Here is a 19760-nt window from a genome sequence, read left to right as displayed (position 1 = left end):
AACTCCCCTGACACAGCTCTGAACTGACTAAATATTTAATGCAATTGGTATAAAAGCACCTTAAAGGTGCTTTAATAACTTATTAAGAACTTACTTAGCTTGCATCACTGTAGCGCCATCTAATCGGACAATACGACCATTCATATAGCCATTTTCAAATAAGAAAGAACAAGTATGTGCAAACTCTTCCATTTCACCCATACGTTTAGGCGCTTCACACATTTCTACAAGTGAATTAACCACTTTTTCACCTAGCGACTTAACCATAGGCGTACCAAATAAACCTGGTGCAATTGAATTTACACGAATACCGTAACGGGCTAATTCTCGTGCAGCTGGAATATTCATACCATTAACTCCGGCTTTTGAACCTGAATATGCACTTTGACCAATTTGCCCTTCAAAAGCTGCCCCCGATGAAATGTTTATAATCACTCCTCGTTCACCTTTTTCGTCTGGCTCATTCTTTGCCATTTGTTCAGCACATTTAGCCATCACATTAAATACACCACATAAATTAACGTTAATTACCGTAGCGTATTTTTTTAGGCTTGAAGCAATACCTTCTTTATCTAAAATTTTACACGGTAGTGGAATACCAGCCGCATTAACGTCACCGTGAATTGCACCGAACTTATCCATTACAGCAGCAATCGCAGCATCTATACTTTCTTCACTTGTTACATCAGTTTGGCAAAAGATAGCCTTATCTTCCCCAAGCTCAGCCACGGTCGCATTGCCTGCGTCTTCATTTAGGTCAAACAAGGCAACTTTAGCGCCCTTTTCTGCTACTAAATATTCTGCTGTCGCTTTACCTAAGCCAGAAGCGCCACCTGTTATAACAACAACTTTATCTTGCAAATTCATGAACTTTCTCTCAAATTTTTATACACATGCTGGTTAACTTGCAGTAACCAACGATAGAATTATTTAAATGCTTGAATACCTGTTAACAAGCGAGCAATTAACAACTGCTGAATTTCTGTAGTCCCATCAGGAATTGGTCCAACAATCGCTTCACGAGCTAAACGTTCAACAATAAATTCTTTAGTAACACCATTACCACCGTGTATTTGCACAGCATCACGACAAGCAGTAACCGCTATTTCAGTACCGTACCATTTCGCCATTGAGCACTCTTTGTCACAACGAATACCATTATCAATCATGTCAGCAGCACGTAAAGTTAATAGTCGAGCCGCATCAATTTCAGTTGCCATTTTAGCAATTTTAAGTGCAATTAGCTGGTGACCCGCAATCTGTTTGCCATGCTGTGTACGCTCTTGACTATATTTAACAGATTCTTCCAGCGCACGACGAGCAATTGAATAACCCCAAGCCGCCATATGACAACGAGCACGTTCAAACGTTACCAATGTATTTTTTAATCCATCACCTTCTTTGCCAACCGTATTCGCTACAGGCACACGAACATCAGCAAGGAAAATTTGAGAAGTTGACTGGCTGTTTAACGCCATTTTTTCAATTCCCTTAACTTCTAAACCTGGTGTGTCGGCAGGAATAGCAATATGCGTTAATTCACCTTCGCCTGTTTTACAGGTACAAACGAATATATCCATATGTTCGCCATTTGAAATCCAAGTTTTTTCGCCATTAATAACCCACTCATCGCCATCTTTTACCGCACGAGTTTTAACAGCAGCTACATCTGAACCCACATCTGGTTCAGAAATACCAATAGAAATAAACTTCTCACCCGAAATTAAACCTGGTACATACTCATCAATGATATGTTGAGGAGCATTATTAATTAACAAATCAATACCTGCTACGTTAATTAACCCAGTAAGCGCGAGATCTAATGAACCTACCGCAACTTCTTCCCAAATTAAAAGATGCGTTTTCCAGTCCATTCCATAGCCACCACTTTCTTCTGGGTGTGGAGCACTGATATAGCCAAATTCAGATAATTTACTGCTCCACTTTACCAATTGTTCTTTGCTAAAGTGGCTTTCACCGTGAGCTCTAATTTCTGGTTCAATCTCGTTTTGTACGAATTTACGAACCGACTCAACGGCCATTTCTTGTTCTTCAGTCATTTGGAAGTTCATTATTTATTCCTCATTACATTAATCTTTTACAAGGTCGATACTAGCCACTTAATAAAATTAAGCTTTTGCTAAAATGTTAATTGACACAGCGCCTTCTTCAATACCTACTAACCCACCGCTGTTTTCATGTACCGCATGTTTAGCACCAACAACCTGACGAGCACCGGCTTCACCACGAAGTTGAACAACAAGCTCATGAATTTGACCAAGCCCTGTCGCACCTAGCGGATGACCTTTAGACTCTAAGCCACCTGATGGGTTAATTGGAATGCGGCCTCCAATTGTAAAGTCACCATTTTCTGCAGCTGGTCCAGCTTCACCAAAACCAACTAAACCAAGGTTTTCAGCATGTAAAATTTCACCCATTGCTGTTGCATCATGAACTTCAGCCACGTCCATATCTTGTGGACCAACACCCGCTATTTCATAGGCTTCTTTTGCCGCTAAATGCTCACAGTGCTGATCCCACTGATCAGCTGGTCGGCTAGTAGCGCTGCGAATAACAGCAGCAAGTACTCGAACAGCGCGCTTTTCGGCATTTAATTTTTTCAGCCCTTCTTCATTACAAACCACAACCGCTGCCGCACCGTCTGAAATAGGTGCACACATAGGTAAAGTTAAAGGGTAAGTAATTGGTGGAGCTGCCATTACTTCATCAATCGTATAAGGGTCTCTAAATTGCGACAATTCATTATGAACTGAGTGCTGGTGGTTCTTAGCGCTCACTGCCGCTATTTGTCTTTGAGTTGTACCAAATGTTTTCATATGGTTACGACAAAAAGCTGCATATACATCCATAAACACACTATAAGGGCGCTCTGAGGTTGTACCTGGTGGCACTTCAAAACCTTCAGCAGGCTTTAATAAAGTTTTAAGGTTTTGCTCTGGATTGCTCACATCCCATGCACCATCAAATACAGAGAACATCTTAGCTTTGTCGGCTACATTCATCTTCTCTGCGCCAACAACTAGTGCAATATCACATGCACCTGATTTAAGCATTTGGTTGGCTAGATAAAAACCTGAACTACCTGAAGCACAAGCATTCTCAACATTAAAGATAGGGATACCTTCAATACCATTTTTACTTAAGTAAACTTGTCCGGGTACCATACCCTGACCATGTAAATGGCCTTGAGTACAGCCAGTGAAAAATGCCGTTCCAATTTCGTCTTTATCACAACCAGCATCAGCAAGTGCTTTTTCAATTGCTTCGCCAGTCAAACTTTCTAATGTACGTTCGATGTGTCGACCAAACTTAGTCATGCCAACACCTGCGATATAAATATTACTCATGTTCTTGGTTCCTATTATTAGCTTAATTAAGCAACTCTTGCTATTTGCCGATAAATTGCGGTTTACGTTTTTCAGAAAACGCAGTTAAGCCTTCGGTAAAGTCGTATGAACGCATATGCTTTCTTAACAATACTTGCTCATGCTCTAATGCTGCATCTCTCGATTTATCTAAAGCTTGATTAGCCACTTCTTTCATACGACGAAGTGCAATTGGGCTTTTTGAGGCAATTTTGAGTGCAAGTTTTTGTGTTTTATCTTGTAGCTCATCATCATTTGTAACTACGTTAACAAAGCCATATGTTTTCATTTCTTGTGCAGATAAAGTTTCACCAGTAAACAATAAATACTTAGCTACATTGTGAGGGATAATTCGAGGTAATAAGGCTGCCCCTCCAGCGCCAGGGTATACGCCAAAGTTCGCGTGAGCATCACCAATGACTGCACTTTCAGCAGCCACCACTATATCTGCACACATAGCTGTTTCTAGACCGCCCGCCATAGTAATACCATTTAACGCTGCAATTACTGGCTTTGGAAAGTCACGTAGTGGATTAAATACGTTTTCACATAATCGATCTAAAAAGTCTTTCTCTCCAGGAGGTAGCTTTTGTGATGCCAATACTTCTTTTAAGTCTGCCCCTGCACAAAAAGCAGCACCAGTGCCAGTAATAACAACGGCTCTAATTTCATCATTATTAGCTATTTCAGGAATATACTTTTCATAAAGTTCAATGATTTCACCATTGATTGCATTCATTCCTTTCGGGCGGTTTAATGTTAACCAGGCAATACCATCTCGGTTTTCAAAAAGTAAGTTTGCTTCACTCATCACTAATTCCTAATTTTTATTTTGTTAGCCATAAACACGCTAAGTCTTGAGATGGTTCTACTCTAAAAAATAAAAACGCAAAAAAAACCAGCCAAAAGTATGGGTTTAGGAAAAAAGTATGGGAATAGTTAGGAAGGTATATTTAGAAAAACAATAAACAGTTTAAAATTCAATATATTAGAGTGAGATTTTAAAATAAACAAGTTTAGAAAATTGGAAGTTTAAGTATGGGCTCCAAACGAAAGCCCATACTATATTTGTTTAATTTTCAGCTTTAGCTTTTCGATATTCACTTGGTGAGTGCCCCATCCAACGACGAAATGCACGAGAAAAGTTACTAGTATCAGTAAAGCCTAGTTGATAGGTAATTTGACTAATACTCATTGAGTCTTGCTCAATATATTGAATTGCTAATTGTGAGCGTAAGTCGTCTAAAATTTCTTGGTAACTAGTATCGCGTTGTTCTAGTTTGCCATGCATATTCCTCGGGCTCATATTTAATAATGAAGCAATACGCTCTTTATTACATTCCCCAGTAGGCAATAGCTCAATAATTTTAGTTTCAACTTGGCGTACAATATCAGAGCGATCTAAACGTGCTAAATGCTGAATAACAATTTCATCGTTCACTCGCGCCAATTCAGAACTTGCTGCAGGCAGTTGAACAAACATATCTTCTTTAGCAAAATGTATCGCGTTTAATTTGGAAGAAAACTCAACAGGGCATTTAAATGACTGCTCAAATAACTCTGCCCCAATTTCTGGTTTTTCCCTTACGAGTTGAACTTTTAAAGGGTTAAAGTTAGGGCGGAAAATATGTCGACACATTTGAACAATAGCCATTAACCAGCCTTCAATAGTTTCATCACAAGTTACTGTATTGATAATTTCAATATCCAACACATAATCATCTTTTGTTTCAGTTAACGTATGAATGCCGTTATCACTAAGTAAGCGGAAATAGCGTACTATGCGTTGGCAAAAGTCATTTAAATTGTTACTCGCATATAACGAATAACCAAACGCGTGAAAGCTGCCAGGATGAAAGTTTTTACCAGCTAACAACCCAAAACCTGTTATGCCCGTTGCTTCTACTGCCAGCCTAAAAATTTCCGTAATTTTAACGGTTTCAATACGGTAACTTGGCTCTGATGACGTAACTAAATCAACGCCAGCTTTTTTAAACAAAGCTTGGCTGTCTATCCCTTCAGACTCTAATGCTAACGCAATGGCACTCGCCCAACTGAATATAGTTTTAGGTTCATTATTAGTTGATGTTGTCATAGAAAGTATTAACTCACTAATTTTATTATTATCATTTTTCTATCATAATGATACACGAATAAAACAATGATAGAACCTTTAAATAATTATCATCAAAATGCGTTTAACTAATTTAAAAGTATAATAAAAATTACATTTATCAAGTAACTAAATAGTGACTAAATTTGATATTTATATAGGCCAACACGCAATTTTAATAGAACTGCTGTAATAACAATAGGTTGAGCCAATTTCTAAATGTAATTGGCTTTATGTTGAAGAAGTGAAGAAAAGGAGCTCTAGCTTAAAGAAGGTTGGGTTAATGTAATAGCTAATATCTATAGCCAATACTAAGCATTGGGTATGAGCCGTCATTGTACACATTAAATGTAGCACCAAACGTGTTCTGCGCAACTAAATCAGGACACTTTTCTTAAGGAACTTTGCTCATATTCTATTGGCGACAGATCACCATTAGCGGTATGAAGTCGCTCTAAGTTGTAATAGCGCATATACGCAGTTACATCATTTCTCATATGTTCACGAGTTGGTTGTGGTATTTTCAATAGCCAATCATGTTTTAAGCTGCCGAAGAACCTTTCAACTACCGCATTATCCCAACAAGCACCAACATCACCCATGCTCGCTCTTATACCGAAATTGGCTAGCAATTTACGATAATGCTTACTGGTGTATTGTGAGCCTCTATCCGAGTGAAACACTAAGCCTTTAGGCGGTTGGCGCAAGTTATAAGCCTTCATCATAGCTTTGCTTACTAAGTCAGTCGTCATTCGTTTGTCGATATGCCAACCAACGATGCGGCGTGAATATAAGTCCATAACAATGGCTAAGTACATCCAGCCTTCACCTGTTCTTAAGTAAGTCACATCACCAGCCCAGACCTGATTTGGTGCAACAGGGTTAAAGTTCTGGTTCAACAGGTTATCAGCAACAGCATCACTGTGTTTGCGTTTGGTTGTCACCTTGTATGCCACTCGTTGAGTCACAACTAAGCCAAGTGTTGCCATTAACTTCTGAACGCCATAATCACTGACGTTAAAGCCCTCTCTGCGTAACTTCTTTCTAAGCTCCCGATAACCTAAGCTATTTCTGCTTTTCTCGAAGAAGTGCTTTGCCATTCGATATAAGTTCAGTTGCTCTGCTGTGATGATTTTGACTGGCCGTTTGAGCCAAGCGTAATAAGCACTACGGCTTACTTTCATCACTTTACAGAGCTTAACTACGGGAAATGCCGAAGATAACTGCTTAATCGTTTTAAACGTTACTTGGTTTCCTTTAGCAGGAGGGCGCTGGCCTTTTTTAAAATCTCTTTTTCCATCCTTAGCTCTTTATTTTCCTTACGTAGTTTTAGCAGCTCTGCTCGTTCATCCGCATTTAAACTGGCTCCAGATTGCTCAGCCTCGAATTTAGCTTTCCAGTGATAAAGTAACTTATCTGTGATACCTAAAGACGCTGCTGCTTTTGGTACGCTGTAGCCTTGCTCGGTTACCAATTTGACAGCTTCTTGTTTAAATTCAGCCGTGTAACTTCTGTTTGTTCGTTTTGTCATTTAACACCTCAATAATTGGATTATATTCCATTATTAAAGTGTCCTGTTTGATTAAAGCAGATCAGTCGGTGTGCTAACCATTCTACCTTACTTACGTCTGGCAAGAAAAAAGGGGCGAGCGCCCCTTTTTCCATTAAGTCGAATAAAGAAACCCTTAATTCATTGCAGTTTCAGTAACAACACGTAGGTCACTTTCAACGTCTTTAACATCTGACGCGTTTTTAGCAATTTCCACTGCTAGGTCACGCTCAGCGTCGGAATCAACTTCACCGGTTAGCTTCACAATGCCGTTTTCCACATCAACATCGATGTCGAAGCCCGAAATGTCGGTGTCCATTAATAGACGAGTTTTTATAACTGTTGCAATTTTTGCATCTGTCAATTCACTCGTACCTTCCTCTACGCCTTCTTCCATGTCATCTGACATGTCAGAATGCATATCGTTATCAGCAACAACGGTAAGCTTATTGTCTACAGAAGTTACGCCGTCGATATTTGCTACTAGCTCTTCTGCCAGCTTTTTATCGACAGAGTTTTCAACCTTACCGGTTAAAACGACGTTACCGTTTTTAACGTCTGTATTAATGTCAAAAGAGTCAAGGTTGCCGTTAAATAACAGCGTCGCCTCGGCTTTACCGTCTATCCATGCGTCTTTGGCACCTTTTTCCCATTTATTATCTGTGTCCATATCACCTGCATATGCAGCAGTAGTTAAAGATGTGGCAACAATCATCGAAAGTATTGAACGTTTCATAACATTTCTCCTTTGTCGAAACTCGAACTTAGCAATGCCAGAACCTTGCCAACAAAGTAACATATTGAAATAATTGCTTTTTATTGATCATTCGCCTGGATACTCTACCCCACTGATTGCAAACTTTGCCTTAGGTCGAGAATTTTTTACTTTATGATTTTGCGGTTATCAAAGGTGGTCTGATTGTTAAATAGGTAGTTGAGTAGGTAGTTGAGTAGCTAGTTAAGTTGATCGATGAGTTAATGCTTGAATAATGTAACGAGCAAGCGAAGTACAACTAGGAAGATTAAACTGATTTAACAAAATCCGCGTAATGATAGCTGGCATAGTTTCGATACTTCAATTAACTAAGGTATCGAACACTTTTCTTAATATATCGCTATTGTCTGCAGTTAACTCTGATGCAGATTAAAGACAAGCAAGACACTTAATTTTTAAATCAAGGACGCCCAAAAGATGGATATTGCGCTCATTATCGCATCGCTACTCTTTATAATAGTCAGCTTTACCCCGTTACTTCCTTCTTCCCACTGGTTAGTTAGAGTGTGGGAATTTCCGCGTCTTCAAATTTCCGTTATTATAGGTTTCCTGCTTATATGCCACGTGGTTAATTGGCCTTCTACCAATATTCCTTTTTTCGTTAACGCATTAGCCGTAGGTGGCTTAACAATAAGCCTTGTTTACCAAATTATCTGGATTATTCCCTACACGCCGTTTTACAAACGTGAAGTTACTAGAATAAAAAACGCGAAACCACAAGACACCCTCAGCGTGTTGTCTAGCAACGTGTATATGCCCAATAATGATTTTCGTAAACTTATTGAGCATGTTAGAAATAAGCAGCCTGATTTTTTGGTTACGCTAGAATCCAACGAGAAGTGGCAAAAAGGGATTAGCGAAATTGAATCGGAATACCCTTATCGAAAATTTTGTGCGTTAGAAAACCTCTATGGCATGCACTTATACAGTAAGATCCCTTTTGAAGAGGCCGCATTGAACTTCTTGATTGAAGATGATGTACCGTCAATGAAAGTGAAAATAAAGCACAAAGGTAAAGATGCGTTACTCTATTTTCTTCATCCGAAACCGCCTAGCCCTACAGAAAATACTTACGCGAAGCCGCGGGACATTGAGTTAACGGTAGTGGGCGAAGAAATAGCTAAAACAGAAGGGCCGATAATTGTAGCGGGCGACCTTAATGACGTAGCCTGGTCTCCTACCACCCGTAAATTTAAAAAAATTAGCGGGCTATTAGACCCAAGAGAGGGGCGTGGCTTTTATAATACATTCCACGCAAAGTACCCGTTAGTAAAATGGCCCCTTGACCATGTATTTCACTCTAGGCACTTTGCGCTCGTTCATATTGAAAAATTAGAGGGCATTGGCTCTGACCATTACCCTTTATACACGGAGCTCGCGTTTATTGAACAGTAAACCTATAAGCGCGAACCAAACTATTGTTTGTTTTTAGTGAGAGCCTCTGTGTTCTACACACCACATTAGGCTTTCGCATGCGTCTTCGCGCTTTTTAAAATGCGCTAAGCCGATAAGCTTCCCTTCTCTGGGCCAAACAGCTTGGTCAAGTACCTTTTGCTCTTCCTCTGACAGCTGCTCAGTGTCTAAAACAATCTCTATTGCTTTCTTGTTTGGCTTGATAAGCGTTGGGTTCGCCGCCTTAACAAGCGAAGACTTCACACAAATATACTCGCGCTTAACCGGATCGCGTACCACGCCAATCAAGTCGTCATCGCAAATAATAGCTGGCCACCCCTCTGATATCCGGCTTTGGCCGAACATAATAAGCGTGAAAGCAACGAGCACAAAAAGCGTTAGGCCGATAAATTGCGTACTTAAATCTGGCGCCACACTAATGATGACGCCGACAACAGCGGCAAAAAATATCCAGCCACCAAACACGCGACGCATTGCATTAGGAGAAATACCCGATATGACATCCACGACTTTAAGCGATTGCTTGTCGTACTGCCTTATAATTACAGACGATTGTGATTCCACAGCCTTTGTCCACCACAGAAAAAGAAATACCTAAATTAATACGTTACAAGTAAGGCTGAAGATTTACCTACACTCAGACCGAACAACTCTTAGAAAAGAACCCCAAGTTTTTCGATAAACAACGTGTTTAATGATACATGTAGGGACATTTAAATTGTTGAATTGTAATGCTTAAACCTACTATCAAAGCATAGCAAAATACGAGGCTGGGGCAAAGCTATTGCGTTTGCTTTGTAAATTTTTCTCCTTCTTTGCACCTATTGCTCGCTTGCGCGAGTAACCAATAGCGAAATTGCCACAAAAAATACAAATAAATTAGAATTTTCAGTAACTTAAATATTGGGAACGCACCTTGCTTACTACGAAAGTATAACGTGCAAGGTGCACCGTTGAAGCTAATAAGCATTCGCAGGGCTATCAAAGGAGGTTGAGTATGCGTTCGCCAGTAAGTGCAGTAACTATTGTTAAAAGCAGAACCGAGAAGCTTTGCAATTTAATTTCGCAACTGGAGCAGTGCTCTCCGACGCCTGACGAGCTTGTACTCGTTTGGATGGCCCCACCGTCAGACCTTTCGCTGATTAAAAGCGATAAATTCGACATCGTGCACAAGTTTACAACGCAAGGCGAATTACCTATTGCGAAAGCGCGAAACAAAGGTATGCAAGCAGCTAAACATGCAAACCTCGCATATCTAAACGTTGATGCCGTGATTTCGCCATCATTATTTAGAGATGGTTTGCTGGCTTTAAAGGACAATTCAGTAGTTTTTACTTCAGTAGTCTTTTTACCCAGTGAACGCTGCAATAAGCCTTATTCAGACATTTCAAAAAATGAACAGCAAATTGGTTATCTAGCGAGTAACGATGAAACGTTGCCGGAAGATGATAACAACGAAATACCTTCGAGAGAAAAGGAAAACCATCATGGAAAGTTTAGTGACGATAGTATTTGTTCTACAGTGTTTTTTATTCGTAAGGCAGACTTTCAGAAAACCGACGGCTTCGATGAAGGCTACGCGGGTTTCGGACTAAACGACGAAGACTTTTTTACCAATTGTCGAGCGTTAGGATATTCACTCGAGCAATTACCTACCCGCACGTTTGCGCCGCAGCGCCCTAACTATCAATGTCCGGTAAATCATTTGTTGGACTTTGTGCATAACGCCCAGCGTTTTTATTCGAAATGGGGCTTTTACCCTTGCGAAAATGTGCTTAATGCCTATGCAAAAGAAGGCTATATCAACGCAGACTTTAAAGCGAATGGTGTGAAGATAGTTCAGCTTCCTGAACATGAAGACGAGGCGGCTCCCCCCCCCTCTATAGGTACTTTAAGCCCTAGTTCTAACGCTAATACAGTCGCATTCACCTCTTTTCATTCGCCGGCTAAAAACCAAGAGGTTTTAAGCACAACGGCTTGAACACGTAGGGAAGGAGATATGGAATGTCTATAGTAAAGCCGGACTTAGAAGCCCGTTTTCTCTCCTTCGTGGGGGACGATGAGTTTCCCTGCGTAGGGGCTAAAAGCGCGCTTACTAAGCAACAAATTCATATAAATCAGTATGATGATTTTCGCTGTGATTCCAACGAAACTGACATTTTGGCGTCCATCCACAAATTCGTAGAAACGTTTACGTTAAAGTGCGATATGTACTCTTCACTGGTTGTTACCTTTGAGCAGCCTGATACGATTAGCGAGAGCGAATTTGATAAAGTGCTCTGGGAAAAACTACAACGCCTGCATGAAGTGGATGCCTGTTTAAAGTCTTGGGATAGTAAAGTTTCCAGCGATCCACACAGTGCGCAATTTAGTTTAAGTTTAGGCGGAAAAGGTTTTTTCGTTATCGGCTTACACCCAAATGCGTCGCGTAAAAGTCGACGCTTTTCCAACCCCGCTATTGTGTTTAATTTACACGAACAGTTTGAACTGCTTCGTAAACAACAGAAGTTTGAAGCATTTAGAGATCATATTAGAAAGCGCGACGTCGCCTATTGCGGCAGTAAAAACACGTTGTTAGCAAACCACGGCGATAGCTCAGAAGTTTACCAGTACAGTGGAAAGAAACATTCTGAAAATTGGGAATGCCCGTTTAAACAGGTAAAACATCAATCTTCATAAAGACAAAAAGGTCCAGTATGAGACAAACAATTCAGCCAAGAAGCGGCACAGCATTTACGATTAAAAAAGGCGAACTGCTGAAAGTAATCGACCCAGAAGGGGAACAAGTGGCCGACCTTTATGCATTTAATGAGCATGACAAAGAAGAGTTTATTTCTTCGGGTCGAAGCCTAGATTACAACGAAAGTATTCAATTTAAAAAAAGCAGCAAACTTTATTCGAATCGAAGTAATGTGATGTTTGAAATTGTAGAGGACACGGTAGAGGACCACGATTTCCTTTTAACCCCTTGCAGCGTTGACACGTTCAAACACTTTTACCCAGATGAAGCACCTGTGCCAGGCTGTCACGGTAACCTCGTTGCAGCGTTCTCAGAGTTCGATATTCCTGAACATCATGTGTGTACTACCTTCAATACGTTTATGAATGTAGAGGTAGACAGTGCAGGGAAAATTGCCGTGTTACCACCGAAAAGTAAAGCTGGCGACTATACCGTATTTGAAGCGAAAATGGATATGATTGTAGGTCTTACCGCATGCTCAGCCGGTGAATCGAACAACTTCAGGTATAAGCCTATCCAATTTGAAATTTTGCCCGCGAACACACTTTAGTTCACGAGCAAACGCTCATTTTTAGACTGAACTTTAAGCGCTATCGCGTTTCTGCGATAGCGCTAGGCGCTTCAGCTTGCCAGTTAAGGCGCATATCCCACTTAAAACGGTGTTCAGGCTTAAGCGGGGGCTGCTCTGCATCTATCGTGCTGAGTACATTCGTCGCTTCAGTGAGCGTTGCGTCACGACCAAACAAATAGCTTTGCTCTTTCACGATAGTTAAATAGGCTTTATTAAGCGCATAAGCGCGCTCTGGTGAAGGCGTAATGATGTCGTACACTGATTTGGCACGCTGTACTTCTTCGACTTTCACCATGCCTTTTTCATCAAACCATTTAGCAAGCATCTCCCCGTTTTGACGGAATTCATCACCACCACCGACCCGCTCCATATACGTCAAGAACTCACCTTTTTCTTCATTGATATTCGGCACGTCTTCAATTTCTTTAAGGTTAATGTAACCCCACCCTGCTTGGCCTGGTACTTTTCGAGCAAAGGAGAAAGTTTGGTCGAAGGTAGAGCCCACGGTCTTGTGACAGCCATTACAAAACGCGAGTTCTTGGTCGTGTTGGGCCCGAAGCTCGCCCTGTTCGTTTTCGATGAAACCATTGATGGTCCAGCCAAAGCCATTATCAATACCTTTTTCACCTAAATAACGGGTTTGAGGCAGCTTCTCAAAGTGCTTATCTTTTGCCTCAGCATAATAGGCAGAAGCGAGGCTCTCACGGCTTCTAAACATGTGCTTTTTCATGTAGCGTACTTCTTTCATACGCGGTGCATTGTATATAGTGCCATCTTCATCGACACCGATATAGCGCACGGTATGTAAGAATTCTGTGCCTTCAGGGTAAAGCATATGGGCGAGCGGAACTGCTCTTGCATCGCCAACATAATGAGAGGAACGGGCAATTTTAGTCACTGATTTTGTGAGCTTACCGTCTTGGTTTACGTCAATGTTCAGTACTAATTCATTGACCGGCGCTACAGTTAATGTATCAAGCTCTTTAAGCGCCATTTCAATCAAGCTTAGGTTCAATGTATAGATAGCCTTGTTGTACTCCCCATTTAGCGTTTGAAAGTCATCAGGAAGCCTGATCATGGCGTCGCCTGTCGAACCATTAGTCGGCCAAAACGTACTTGGAAAAGGCTTGTAATTGTAAGACACCCACCCGCTTCCATCTTTCGCGAAGCCGTCTTTATCAAACGCGTTGTCAGCAGAACTGAGGTTTTCAATGCGCATATAATCAGGCATGACATCTTTTTCTAACGACGCCGTATAATTATCTTCTTTTACATATTTTTTGATCGTTGCGTCGTCAATACCCGCTATAAGCGACGTACGGTCAATAAACAGGTTCTTCCAGCTATTCGTTAACCCCACATCGGAAAATTCATAATTACCCTGTAGCGTACCATCACCCATTTGATTAGGGCGCTTCTCTATCGAATCGTAACTTTGGTGACATGCGTAACAAGGGTTATTTACGCCTTCTGTTTTGGTATAGCACTGGGGAGGGATCACCGATTCATGGTTATACACTTCATTATGCTCAATATACGCAAGAGCGGGAATATCGTCCCCTTCTCGGTATGGGTAGGAATGTGTGCTATCGGCATCTGTTTGAGCCGATGAAGGCCCGTCTCCATTGGCAGAGTAAGTACTTGCGCTTACTCCGGTATTTGATTGATTGCTTAAATCAGCACTTGTGTTTTCAGTGCATCCTGCACTGATAAGTAGTGAAAGCAGAATGCCTGCACCTGGAATTATTTTTAGTATTTTCATAATCGTCACAACGGAAAAAAGCCGGGCGCGTAAACACCCGGCGTATTTTAAATTAAAAAGAAAACTTACTTATCTGCTGGTTCATACATCCACAGCGTGTTGTTTTCTTGGAAACCGTCTTCACCGATAAGAATACGGCCGTCGTTCATGACTACAACGTTATCTGGTTGAGAAAGCTGCTCAACGTCACAACGCTCTGCACCAGTTAGGCTTGAGCGGTACGTACCACCCATTACCACAGGCTCAATACGCGTAATGTTATAGCCTGCTTCAAGCTTAGCGCGGTATACACCACCGCAGTCTTTTACCCGGGCAGATAGCTGCATGTCGCCTTCACCGTCAACCATCGTGTTGTCGATATCTGCAATACCGATATATAGGTAAGCATTTTCCACGACTTCACCTTCAATGGTATCAACACCTTCAACCGCTTCTTTTGCGCGCTTCTGGTTAATAGAGATACCTTCTAGTTTTCTCCACTCTGCCGTTGCTCCTTTAAGTCGCGCTGCTGCACGGCTTTCAAGGAAAGCTACGCGGTTATCCATTGGCTCTCCCGCAGTTACGCTAGAACCACCTTCTTCTACTGTGGGGTAAGTCGCATCGCCGTCTGCCCATGCTTGAACGTCAGCCATGGTGATATACGAGCTTTGGCCGTCCACGTAGTCGTCCGTTCCAATACCGTTGTATTCGTCAATCCACGCGCGAATTGTCATATTATCGCCACTTGCCAATTCAACCCACTCAACAGCGAAGCCCGTTGTCGCTGGGTCGTTTTGACCCGCATCTTGGGTAAGTTTGGCGCCGTAAAGCGTACCAGCTGATAAGTCTTCTGCTGTGTCTGCTACAAATTTGAACAGCACGCCGCCGGTATCATCTTGTGAAAGATAAACCGTTTTTCCATCGGGCATCACCGTTGAGTTTTCATGCTCGTAGCGACCCATGGCAAAATGCTTAACAATTACTGGCTCGTCGGCAAGCGGATCGGTCACCTCTGCGATATAACCGTAGTTGTATGGGTTTGGCGCATCAGGCGCGGTCATCTGCCACATACGACCTAAGCGAGCGTCAGTTGATACCGCTTCAGGGTTGTTCCAGCTAGGTGATGTGGTTGAATCTACAGAAGAGTTAACGACCCACTCCTCCGAGGTAAGTGGCGTGCCCCAAGGCGACATAGAACCAAAGCAGTTTGCCGCAGTGCCCCATACTGGCGAAAAGTCTAGCATCATAGCTTCTGTAACTTCCCACATGCCAAATTCATCTTTTTCTACCTTCATGCGGCTCATACCACCGGGAAGCTCTTCCCAGTTAGAAAAAAGGTAACCCTCACCTTCTGCTGTTGAAATGAAGCCATTGAAGTCTGGCATATCGTTTTCAAGCACTAACTCTTCGCCATCAAGGGTGTAGATGTGGCCAAGGCCTTCAGGTAGATCTGTACCAAAAGTGTCGCCGGTTTGGCCGAGTACCTGGTATTGACCAATGGCAGAAACCACCAACTCTTTTTCTTCGTCAGAGCTAGGTACTGGAGAGTTGGGTAAAGTAACGGGTAAATTGTTGAAATTTGCGCCTGCTAACACTCCTACCGTACCCGTGTTGATTGGCATTTCGTTTACACTTGTTGTTGCCGCATTCGTGCCCGACGGGTGCTGTACGTTAAAAAACAAATCGCCTTCGTCAGTAAGAAAAATACCCGTTACTTCTGCGCCAAGGGGCACCGTAGCAATACGGGTAAGCGTTCCCGCAGTATCGCCTTCTGGGCCTTGTTCGCCCACAGGGCCTTGTTCGCCTACTGGGCCTTGCTCACCTGCTGGGCCTTGAGCGCCTTGTGCGCCGTCTTCACCGTCATCACCTTCTAGTGAACAGGCTGATATACCTACTGTTACCGCTAATGCAATCGCTGAATACTTAATCCCACGAAGAGTTTCGCTTTTCATTATGGTTCCTTGCTTATATTTGTTTTCTATTTTGAGTGGAGGAAAGCAGAAGACTTACCTCTGTAAACGGTCTTAGCGGCCAAAAGTGTGGATGACATTTGTGACACTTCAGTGACATAGTCTTGACACGAAAATGACGATTTGTTGACAACCCGATAGAAAAATAGAAAAACGTGAAGAAAAATGCCTTTGCAGCCAGCGAGGTTACTGAGGTTATTGAATAGACATTCAATAAAGCTGAACCATTCGGTCAGTTTGTGAATTTTTTATTGCTACCCACGATATTGGAGTTAAAAGGGGAACCTTTTATTTAGTTTAGTAGTTACATTGCGTAACTACTTGGTATCTATTATCTTTTAGTTATCACTGCGCCAAACTTACTTTTATGTCTATACGTGTCCGTTACATCGCTGCCCTCGTGCTTATAGCTACACTTGTCACGCTTTCATTTATAGTGATGCACGACTTAATTAGTGAGCAAAAACAAGATGCTGAGACTATTAATGTTGCGGGTCAACAGTGTATGCTTTCTCAGCGTATAGCGCTAATGCTATCTACCGGCAAAACGTGTAGCAGTGGCCCGGAGCGGGAGTATCTAGAACAAGCACTGGCACAATTTAAAGCAAACCACCAGCAGCTAGTCTCGAAAAACAACCTTCCCCTTCCTATTTTCAATGTGTATTTCGTCGAGGAAAAATTAGATAGAAACGTTAACCAGTACATCAAAAATGTCGAGCGCGCTTTAACAGCCACCAATTGTCAAACCATTGCGCCGTTAGATATTCAGGCACTCACCGAATTATTGAAGCAACTCGATTACGTGGTAACGCTTTTCGAGCAAGATGCGTCGAACCAAGTAGATACGGTCTTATCCATAGAGTTTTACTTATGGTTAGCCACGCTAGCACTGCTTTGCATAGAAGCAGTTTTTATCTTTTCCCCCATGGAACAAACCGTAAAACAGGCATTTTCGAAACTTACACGTTTGAAGGCAGAAGCAGAAGAAACGGCTGAAAAAGCACGAAAAGCAAGTAAAGCAAAATCTGAGTTTCTTTCTAGCATGAGCCACGAACTTCGTACCCCGATGAATGGGCTGTTCGGCATGATAGAGCTAGCCATTGATAACCCTGAAAAAAGTAGTATCTATCTAAAAAAAGCCAAAACAGCGGGGCGCCAACTGCTGGTACTGATCAACGACATATTAGATGTATCTAAAATTGAAGCGGGCAAAATAAAAATAGAGCAAGCACCAGTAGACTTGTTGCAGATACTCGATGACGTGGTGTCACTACAACGCGTGTACTGTCAACGAAAAGGTCTTGAATTTATCTATTTGAAAGACCCAGATTTACCACATGTCGTGGAAGGTGATATAACGCGGATTTCGCAAATCTTACATAACTTATTGAACAACGCTATTAAGTTTACCGAACGTGGTTCGGTAACGCTTAAAGTGCGATATACCAAACATCCAAACGGCAACTTCTTGTCCTTTGATGTCATCGATACGGGTATAGGTATAGCGTCATCGAAACTAGACAATATTTTTAGAAAATTTGAACAAGCAGACAAAACGACAACCCGAGACTTTGGCGGTACCGGGCTCGGTTTAAGCATCGCAAAACAACTTGCTCAATTAATGAATGGCGATATCACTGTCACCTCATTTGTCGGTCAAGGCAGCACGTTTAGTTTTACAATGGCCGCAAAAGAGTGCCACCTGCCTGAGATAACCGTACAGCCAGGTTCTTCCGTGCGCTGCGCTGTTGTAGATGATTTGCAGACCAGTCGCGAATATTTTGAGCACGTGGTCAATGCAATGTCTATCAGCTCTCAAAGCTACGGTAGTGCAAAAGCGTTCCTGTCAGACACTCCGTTAAGTTTTGACGTTATCATTTTGGATTTATCCATGCCGGAAATGAGCGGTATTGATTTACTCAGACAATTAAAGACATTGAACCCCAAACCATTTCCGAAGGTTATTTTAATATCTGCGGAGCTCGAAAGATTAGAAGAGGAAAGCGACGATGAAATAATCGGGCTAATTTGGCGAACTCACGTGAAACCGATTAATCGTAGAGAGCTAGAGCACGACCTAAATAAGCTTGTTGATACAACGCCCCAAGTAACTACCGATACCGCAGCGGCTAACAAAAAGAAACGTATCTTACTTGCCGAAGATAACGAAATTAACGCTGAAATCGTTAAAACGATCATGCAGTCTGAAGGCTATAAGTTTCTGCACGTCAAAAATGGTAAAGATGCCATTGACGTGGTTAAACGCCATAATTTCGATCTCATTTTAATGGATTGTAATATGCCCATAATGGGCGGCATCGAAGCGTCTTCTATTTTGCGGAACGCTTTGGATATTACAACGCCAATAGTGGCCCTTACGGCCAATGCGTTTGCAGAAGATAAAGAAGAGTGTTTGGCCGCGGGAATGACTGACTTTATGGCGAAGCCAATAGACAAAGACACCCTTTTATCTTGTATTAGAAAACACCTAGCAAGCTAAGAGGCATGGAGTGCACAGATAGTCGTTACTCATACCCCGAGGCCTGCTATGCCGTATAGGCAGCTTGTTCTGCAGTATACCCTGGCGCAATAGCAAGATTATCCGTATCAGCAAGGCTTTGGCGGTTTTTAAGCCAAAGTTGATATTCACCTGAACGCAAACTTGCATGCTTGGTACAGTCTACATTCCAGCGCCTCAGTAAATAGCCCGCCATAGCGGCGCGTACTTCTAAGGTGAGTACGCCTTCTTCCATCGCATAATCAAGCTCAATGGCAGTAGGAAATTTAATGTTTTTAGGGTGAGGCACAATCTCAAGAGGGATCAACCTTCCCCACTCTTCATCCTGCTCAATGCACTCATGCACTTCAGGCTCTGCTTTAACCGTTACCTTGCTAATGCGGGTTAATACAAAGTCTCGAAAGCTCTGCGACTTTCTGTCAAATGCGCGAACATGCCATCGCTGACCATTATCAACAATACTATGGGGCACAAGTTCACGTGCGCCACTGCCGCTAGATAACGATGTGTAAATAACGCTCATCGCTTTTTTGTTAACTATGGCTTGTACTACTTTCGCTACCACAAAAATATCAGGTACGTTCAGCGAAGACGCACTTTCTACCGGAAAGTGCAAATCGCCAATGGCATCAAACCCGTCTGATATGTCGTTGGCAAGCTTTACCAAGGTACGTTTGGCATCGTGCTCGAAAACTGGAAGAAAGTTTTCTGTTTGAAAGTAACGCTTTTCTCTTGGATCGTAGATTAAGTTATCGGGCGCTAGTTCTTTGTAGAGCGTAAAGTCACGAGAGCCGGCCGATAGCCCCACTTCAAAGCGATTTATTAAGTCTTGGCGATGAATAGCCCCTTTAAACAAAAGGCAGAAATCGATATACGCCAGTCGTTGGCGTTGAGAAAAAGAAATGGTTTCTAACATGGTGCGCACTTATTGTAATTTTATTCAGTGTGGTTCATTTAAAGCCGCATGTAAATAGCAAAAGAAAT

16 protein-coding genes are annotated in these 19760 nt (G+C 42.0%); 5 read left to right on the top strand and 11 right to left on the bottom strand.

Going from position 1 to position 19760, the window contains the following annotated elements; translation table 11 throughout:
• Positions 1–90: 90 nt before the first annotated feature.
• The 7 genes from ACTRWF_RS14525 to ACTRWF_RS14495 form a co-directional block, all read right to left on the bottom strand.
• Positions 91–867 carry an SDR family NAD(P)-dependent oxidoreductase gene (locus ACTRWF_RS14525; protein ID WP_008305454.1) on the bottom strand — a complete coding sequence of 259 codons (777 nt, stop codon included), beginning with the start codon at positions 865–867 and terminating at the stop codon, positions 91–93.
• A 59-nt stretch (positions 868–926) separates the two neighbouring features.
• Entirely contained in the window at positions 927–2072 is a 1146-nt protein-coding gene (locus ACTRWF_RS14520) for an acyl-CoA dehydrogenase family protein (RefSeq protein ID WP_008305455.1), read from the bottom strand.
• Positions 2073–2129: 57 nt separating this feature from the next.
• Entirely contained in the window at positions 2130–3368 is a 1239-nt protein-coding gene (locus ACTRWF_RS14515) for a thiolase family protein (RefSeq protein WP_008305456.1), read from the bottom strand.
• Between the two features lie 40 nt (positions 3369–3408).
• Positions 3409–4197: an enoyl-CoA hydratase/isomerase family protein gene (locus tag ACTRWF_RS14510; RefSeq protein WP_008305457.1), complete on the bottom strand. Its 789-nt coding sequence runs from the start codon at positions 4195–4197 to the stop codon at positions 3409–3411.
• Positions 4198–4458: 261 nt separating this feature from the next.
• Positions 4459–5481, bottom strand: coding sequence for an AraC family transcriptional regulator ligand-binding domain-containing protein (locus ACTRWF_RS14505; protein WP_462835763.1), 1023 nt, complete (start codon positions 5479–5481; stop codon positions 4459–4461).
• Between the two features lie 398 nt (positions 5482–5879).
• Positions 5880–7030, bottom strand: a protein-coding gene (locus ACTRWF_RS14500; protein ID WP_085929704.1) for an IS3 family transposase whose coding sequence is annotated in 2 segments (ribosomal slippage) — positions 5880–6754 and positions 6754–7030 — 1152 coding nt in all. Because the reading frame shifts where the segments join, the coding sequence is not laid out codon by codon here.
• A gap of 154 nt (positions 7031–7184) precedes the next feature.
• Positions 7185–7784 (bottom strand): BON domain-containing protein, encoded by a 600-nt coding sequence (locus ACTRWF_RS14495; protein WP_023559745.1) that lies wholly within the window; start codon positions 7782–7784, stop codon positions 7185–7187.
• 456 nt (positions 7785–8240) lie between these two features.
• On the opposite strand from ACTRWF_RS14495, the gene ACTRWF_RS14490 reads away from it, so the two are divergent.
• A complete protein-coding gene (locus tag ACTRWF_RS14490) occupies positions 8241–9218 on the top strand; it encodes an endonuclease/exonuclease/phosphatase family protein (protein WP_462835762.1) in 978 nt (325 codons plus the stop codon).
• Positions 9219–9251: 33 nt separating this feature from the next.
• Here ACTRWF_RS14490 and ACTRWF_RS14485 read toward each other — a convergent pair whose 3' ends face one another.
• Positions 9252–9800: a hypothetical protein gene (locus tag ACTRWF_RS14485; RefSeq protein WP_141154136.1), complete on the bottom strand. Its 549-nt coding sequence runs from the start codon at positions 9798–9800 to the stop codon at positions 9252–9254.
• 433 nt (positions 9801–10233) lie between these two features.
• On the opposite strand from ACTRWF_RS14485, the gene ACTRWF_RS14480 reads away from it, so the two are divergent.
• The 3 genes from ACTRWF_RS14480 to ACTRWF_RS14470 are packed head-to-tail and all read left to right on the top strand — an operon-like array spanning position 10234 to position 12526.
• Entirely contained in the window at positions 10234–11217 is a 984-nt protein-coding gene (locus ACTRWF_RS14480) for a galactosyltransferase-related protein (RefSeq protein ID WP_462835761.1), read from the top strand.
• Between the two features lie 23 nt (positions 11218–11240).
• Entirely contained in the window at positions 11241–11915 is a 675-nt protein-coding gene (gntA, locus tag ACTRWF_RS14475) for a guanitoxin biosynthesis heme-dependent pre-guanitoxin N-hydroxylase GntA (protein WP_462835760.1), read from the top strand.
• 17 nt (positions 11916–11932) lie between these two features.
• Positions 11933–12526 carry a DUF1989 domain-containing protein gene (locus ACTRWF_RS14470; RefSeq protein ID WP_012518808.1) on the top strand — a complete coding sequence of 198 codons (594 nt, stop codon included), beginning with the start codon at positions 11933–11935 and terminating at the stop codon, positions 12524–12526.
• 40 nt (positions 12527–12566) lie between these two features.
• On the opposite strand, the gene ACTRWF_RS14465 is transcribed toward ACTRWF_RS14470, so the two are convergent.
• Together ACTRWF_RS14465 and ACTRWF_RS14460 are read right to left on the bottom strand one after the other, a co-directional pair.
• A complete protein-coding gene (locus ACTRWF_RS14465) occupies positions 12567–14309 on the bottom strand; it encodes a hypothetical protein (protein WP_462835759.1) in 1743 nt (580 codons plus the stop codon).
• Between the two features lie 65 nt (positions 14310–14374).
• Entirely contained in the window at positions 14375–16240 is a 1866-nt protein-coding gene (locus tag ACTRWF_RS14460) for an alkaline phosphatase PhoX (protein WP_015067474.1), read from the bottom strand.
• A gap of 385 nt (positions 16241–16625) precedes the next feature.
• Here ACTRWF_RS14460 and ACTRWF_RS14455 point away from each other — a divergent pair, with 385 nt between their 5' ends.
• The gene (locus ACTRWF_RS14455) at positions 16626–18758 is read left to right on the top strand and encodes a response regulator (protein ID WP_462835758.1); all 2133 of its coding nucleotides are present in this window, start codon (positions 16626–16628) and stop codon (positions 18756–18758) included.
• 46 nt (positions 18759–18804) lie between these two features.
• Here the strand turns inward: ACTRWF_RS14455 and ACTRWF_RS14450 are convergent, their stop codons facing one another.
• Positions 18805–19692, bottom strand: coding sequence for a WYL domain-containing protein (locus ACTRWF_RS14450; protein ID WP_012518812.1), 888 nt, complete (start codon positions 19690–19692; stop codon positions 18805–18807).
• Positions 19693–19760 lie beyond the last annotated feature (68 nt).

This window comes from Alteromonas sp. G5_S2_22_S1, from assembly GCF_054968525.1.
Note: the sequence above shows the minus strand (reverse complement) of the source record. Positions and strands in the feature narration are given on the sequence as shown.

What these genes read in the sequence shown, in the direction of transcription:
- ACTRWF_RS14505 (WP_462835763.1), bottom strand. Translation starts at nt 5,481, where the DNA reads ATGACAACATCAACTAATAATGAACCTAAAACTATATTCAGTTGGGCG.
- ACTRWF_RS14525 (WP_008305454.1), bottom strand. Translation starts at nt 867, where the DNA reads ATGAATTTGCAAGATAAAGTTGTTGTTATAACAGGTGGCGCTTCTGGC.
- ACTRWF_RS14480 (WP_462835761.1), top strand. Translation starts at nt 10,234, where the DNA reads ATGCGTTCGCCAGTAAGTGCAGTAACTATTGTTAAAAGCAGAACCGAG.
- ACTRWF_RS14455 (WP_462835758.1), top strand. Translation starts at nt 16,626, where the DNA reads ATGTCTATACGTGTCCGTTACATCGCTGCCCTCGTGCTTATAGCTACA.
- ACTRWF_RS14465 (WP_462835759.1), bottom strand. Translation starts at nt 14,309, where the DNA reads ATGAAAATACTAAAAATAATTCCAGGTGCAGGCATTCTGCTTTCACTA.
- ACTRWF_RS14460 (WP_015067474.1), bottom strand. Translation starts at nt 16,240, where the DNA reads ATGAAAAGCGAAACTCTTCGTGGGATTAAGTATTCAGCGATTGCATTA.
- ACTRWF_RS14515 (WP_008305456.1), bottom strand. Translation starts at nt 3,368, where the DNA reads ATGAGTAATATTTATATCGCAGGTGTTGGCATGACTAAGTTTGGTCGA.
- gntA (WP_462835760.1), top strand. Translation starts at nt 11,241, where the DNA reads ATGTCTATAGTAAAGCCGGACTTAGAAGCCCGTTTTCTCTCCTTCGTG.
- ACTRWF_RS14470 (WP_012518808.1), top strand. Translation starts at nt 11,933, where the DNA reads ATGAGACAAACAATTCAGCCAAGAAGCGGCACAGCATTTACGATTAAA.
- ACTRWF_RS14510 (WP_008305457.1), bottom strand. Translation starts at nt 4,197, where the DNA reads ATGAGTGAAGCAAACTTACTTTTTGAAAACCGAGATGGTATTGCCTGG.
- ACTRWF_RS14495 (WP_023559745.1), bottom strand. Translation starts at nt 7,784, where the DNA reads ATGAAACGTTCAATACTTTCGATGATTGTTGCCACATCTTTAACTACT.
- ACTRWF_RS14520 (WP_008305455.1), bottom strand. Translation starts at nt 2,072, where the DNA reads ATGAACTTCCAAATGACTGAAGAACAAGAAATGGCCGTTGAGTCGGTT.
- ACTRWF_RS14490 (WP_462835762.1), top strand. Translation starts at nt 8,241, where the DNA reads ATGGATATTGCGCTCATTATCGCATCGCTACTCTTTATAATAGTCAGC.
- ACTRWF_RS14450 (WP_012518812.1), bottom strand. Translation starts at nt 19,692, where the DNA reads ATGTTAGAAACCATTTCTTTTTCTCAACGCCAACGACTGGCGTATATC.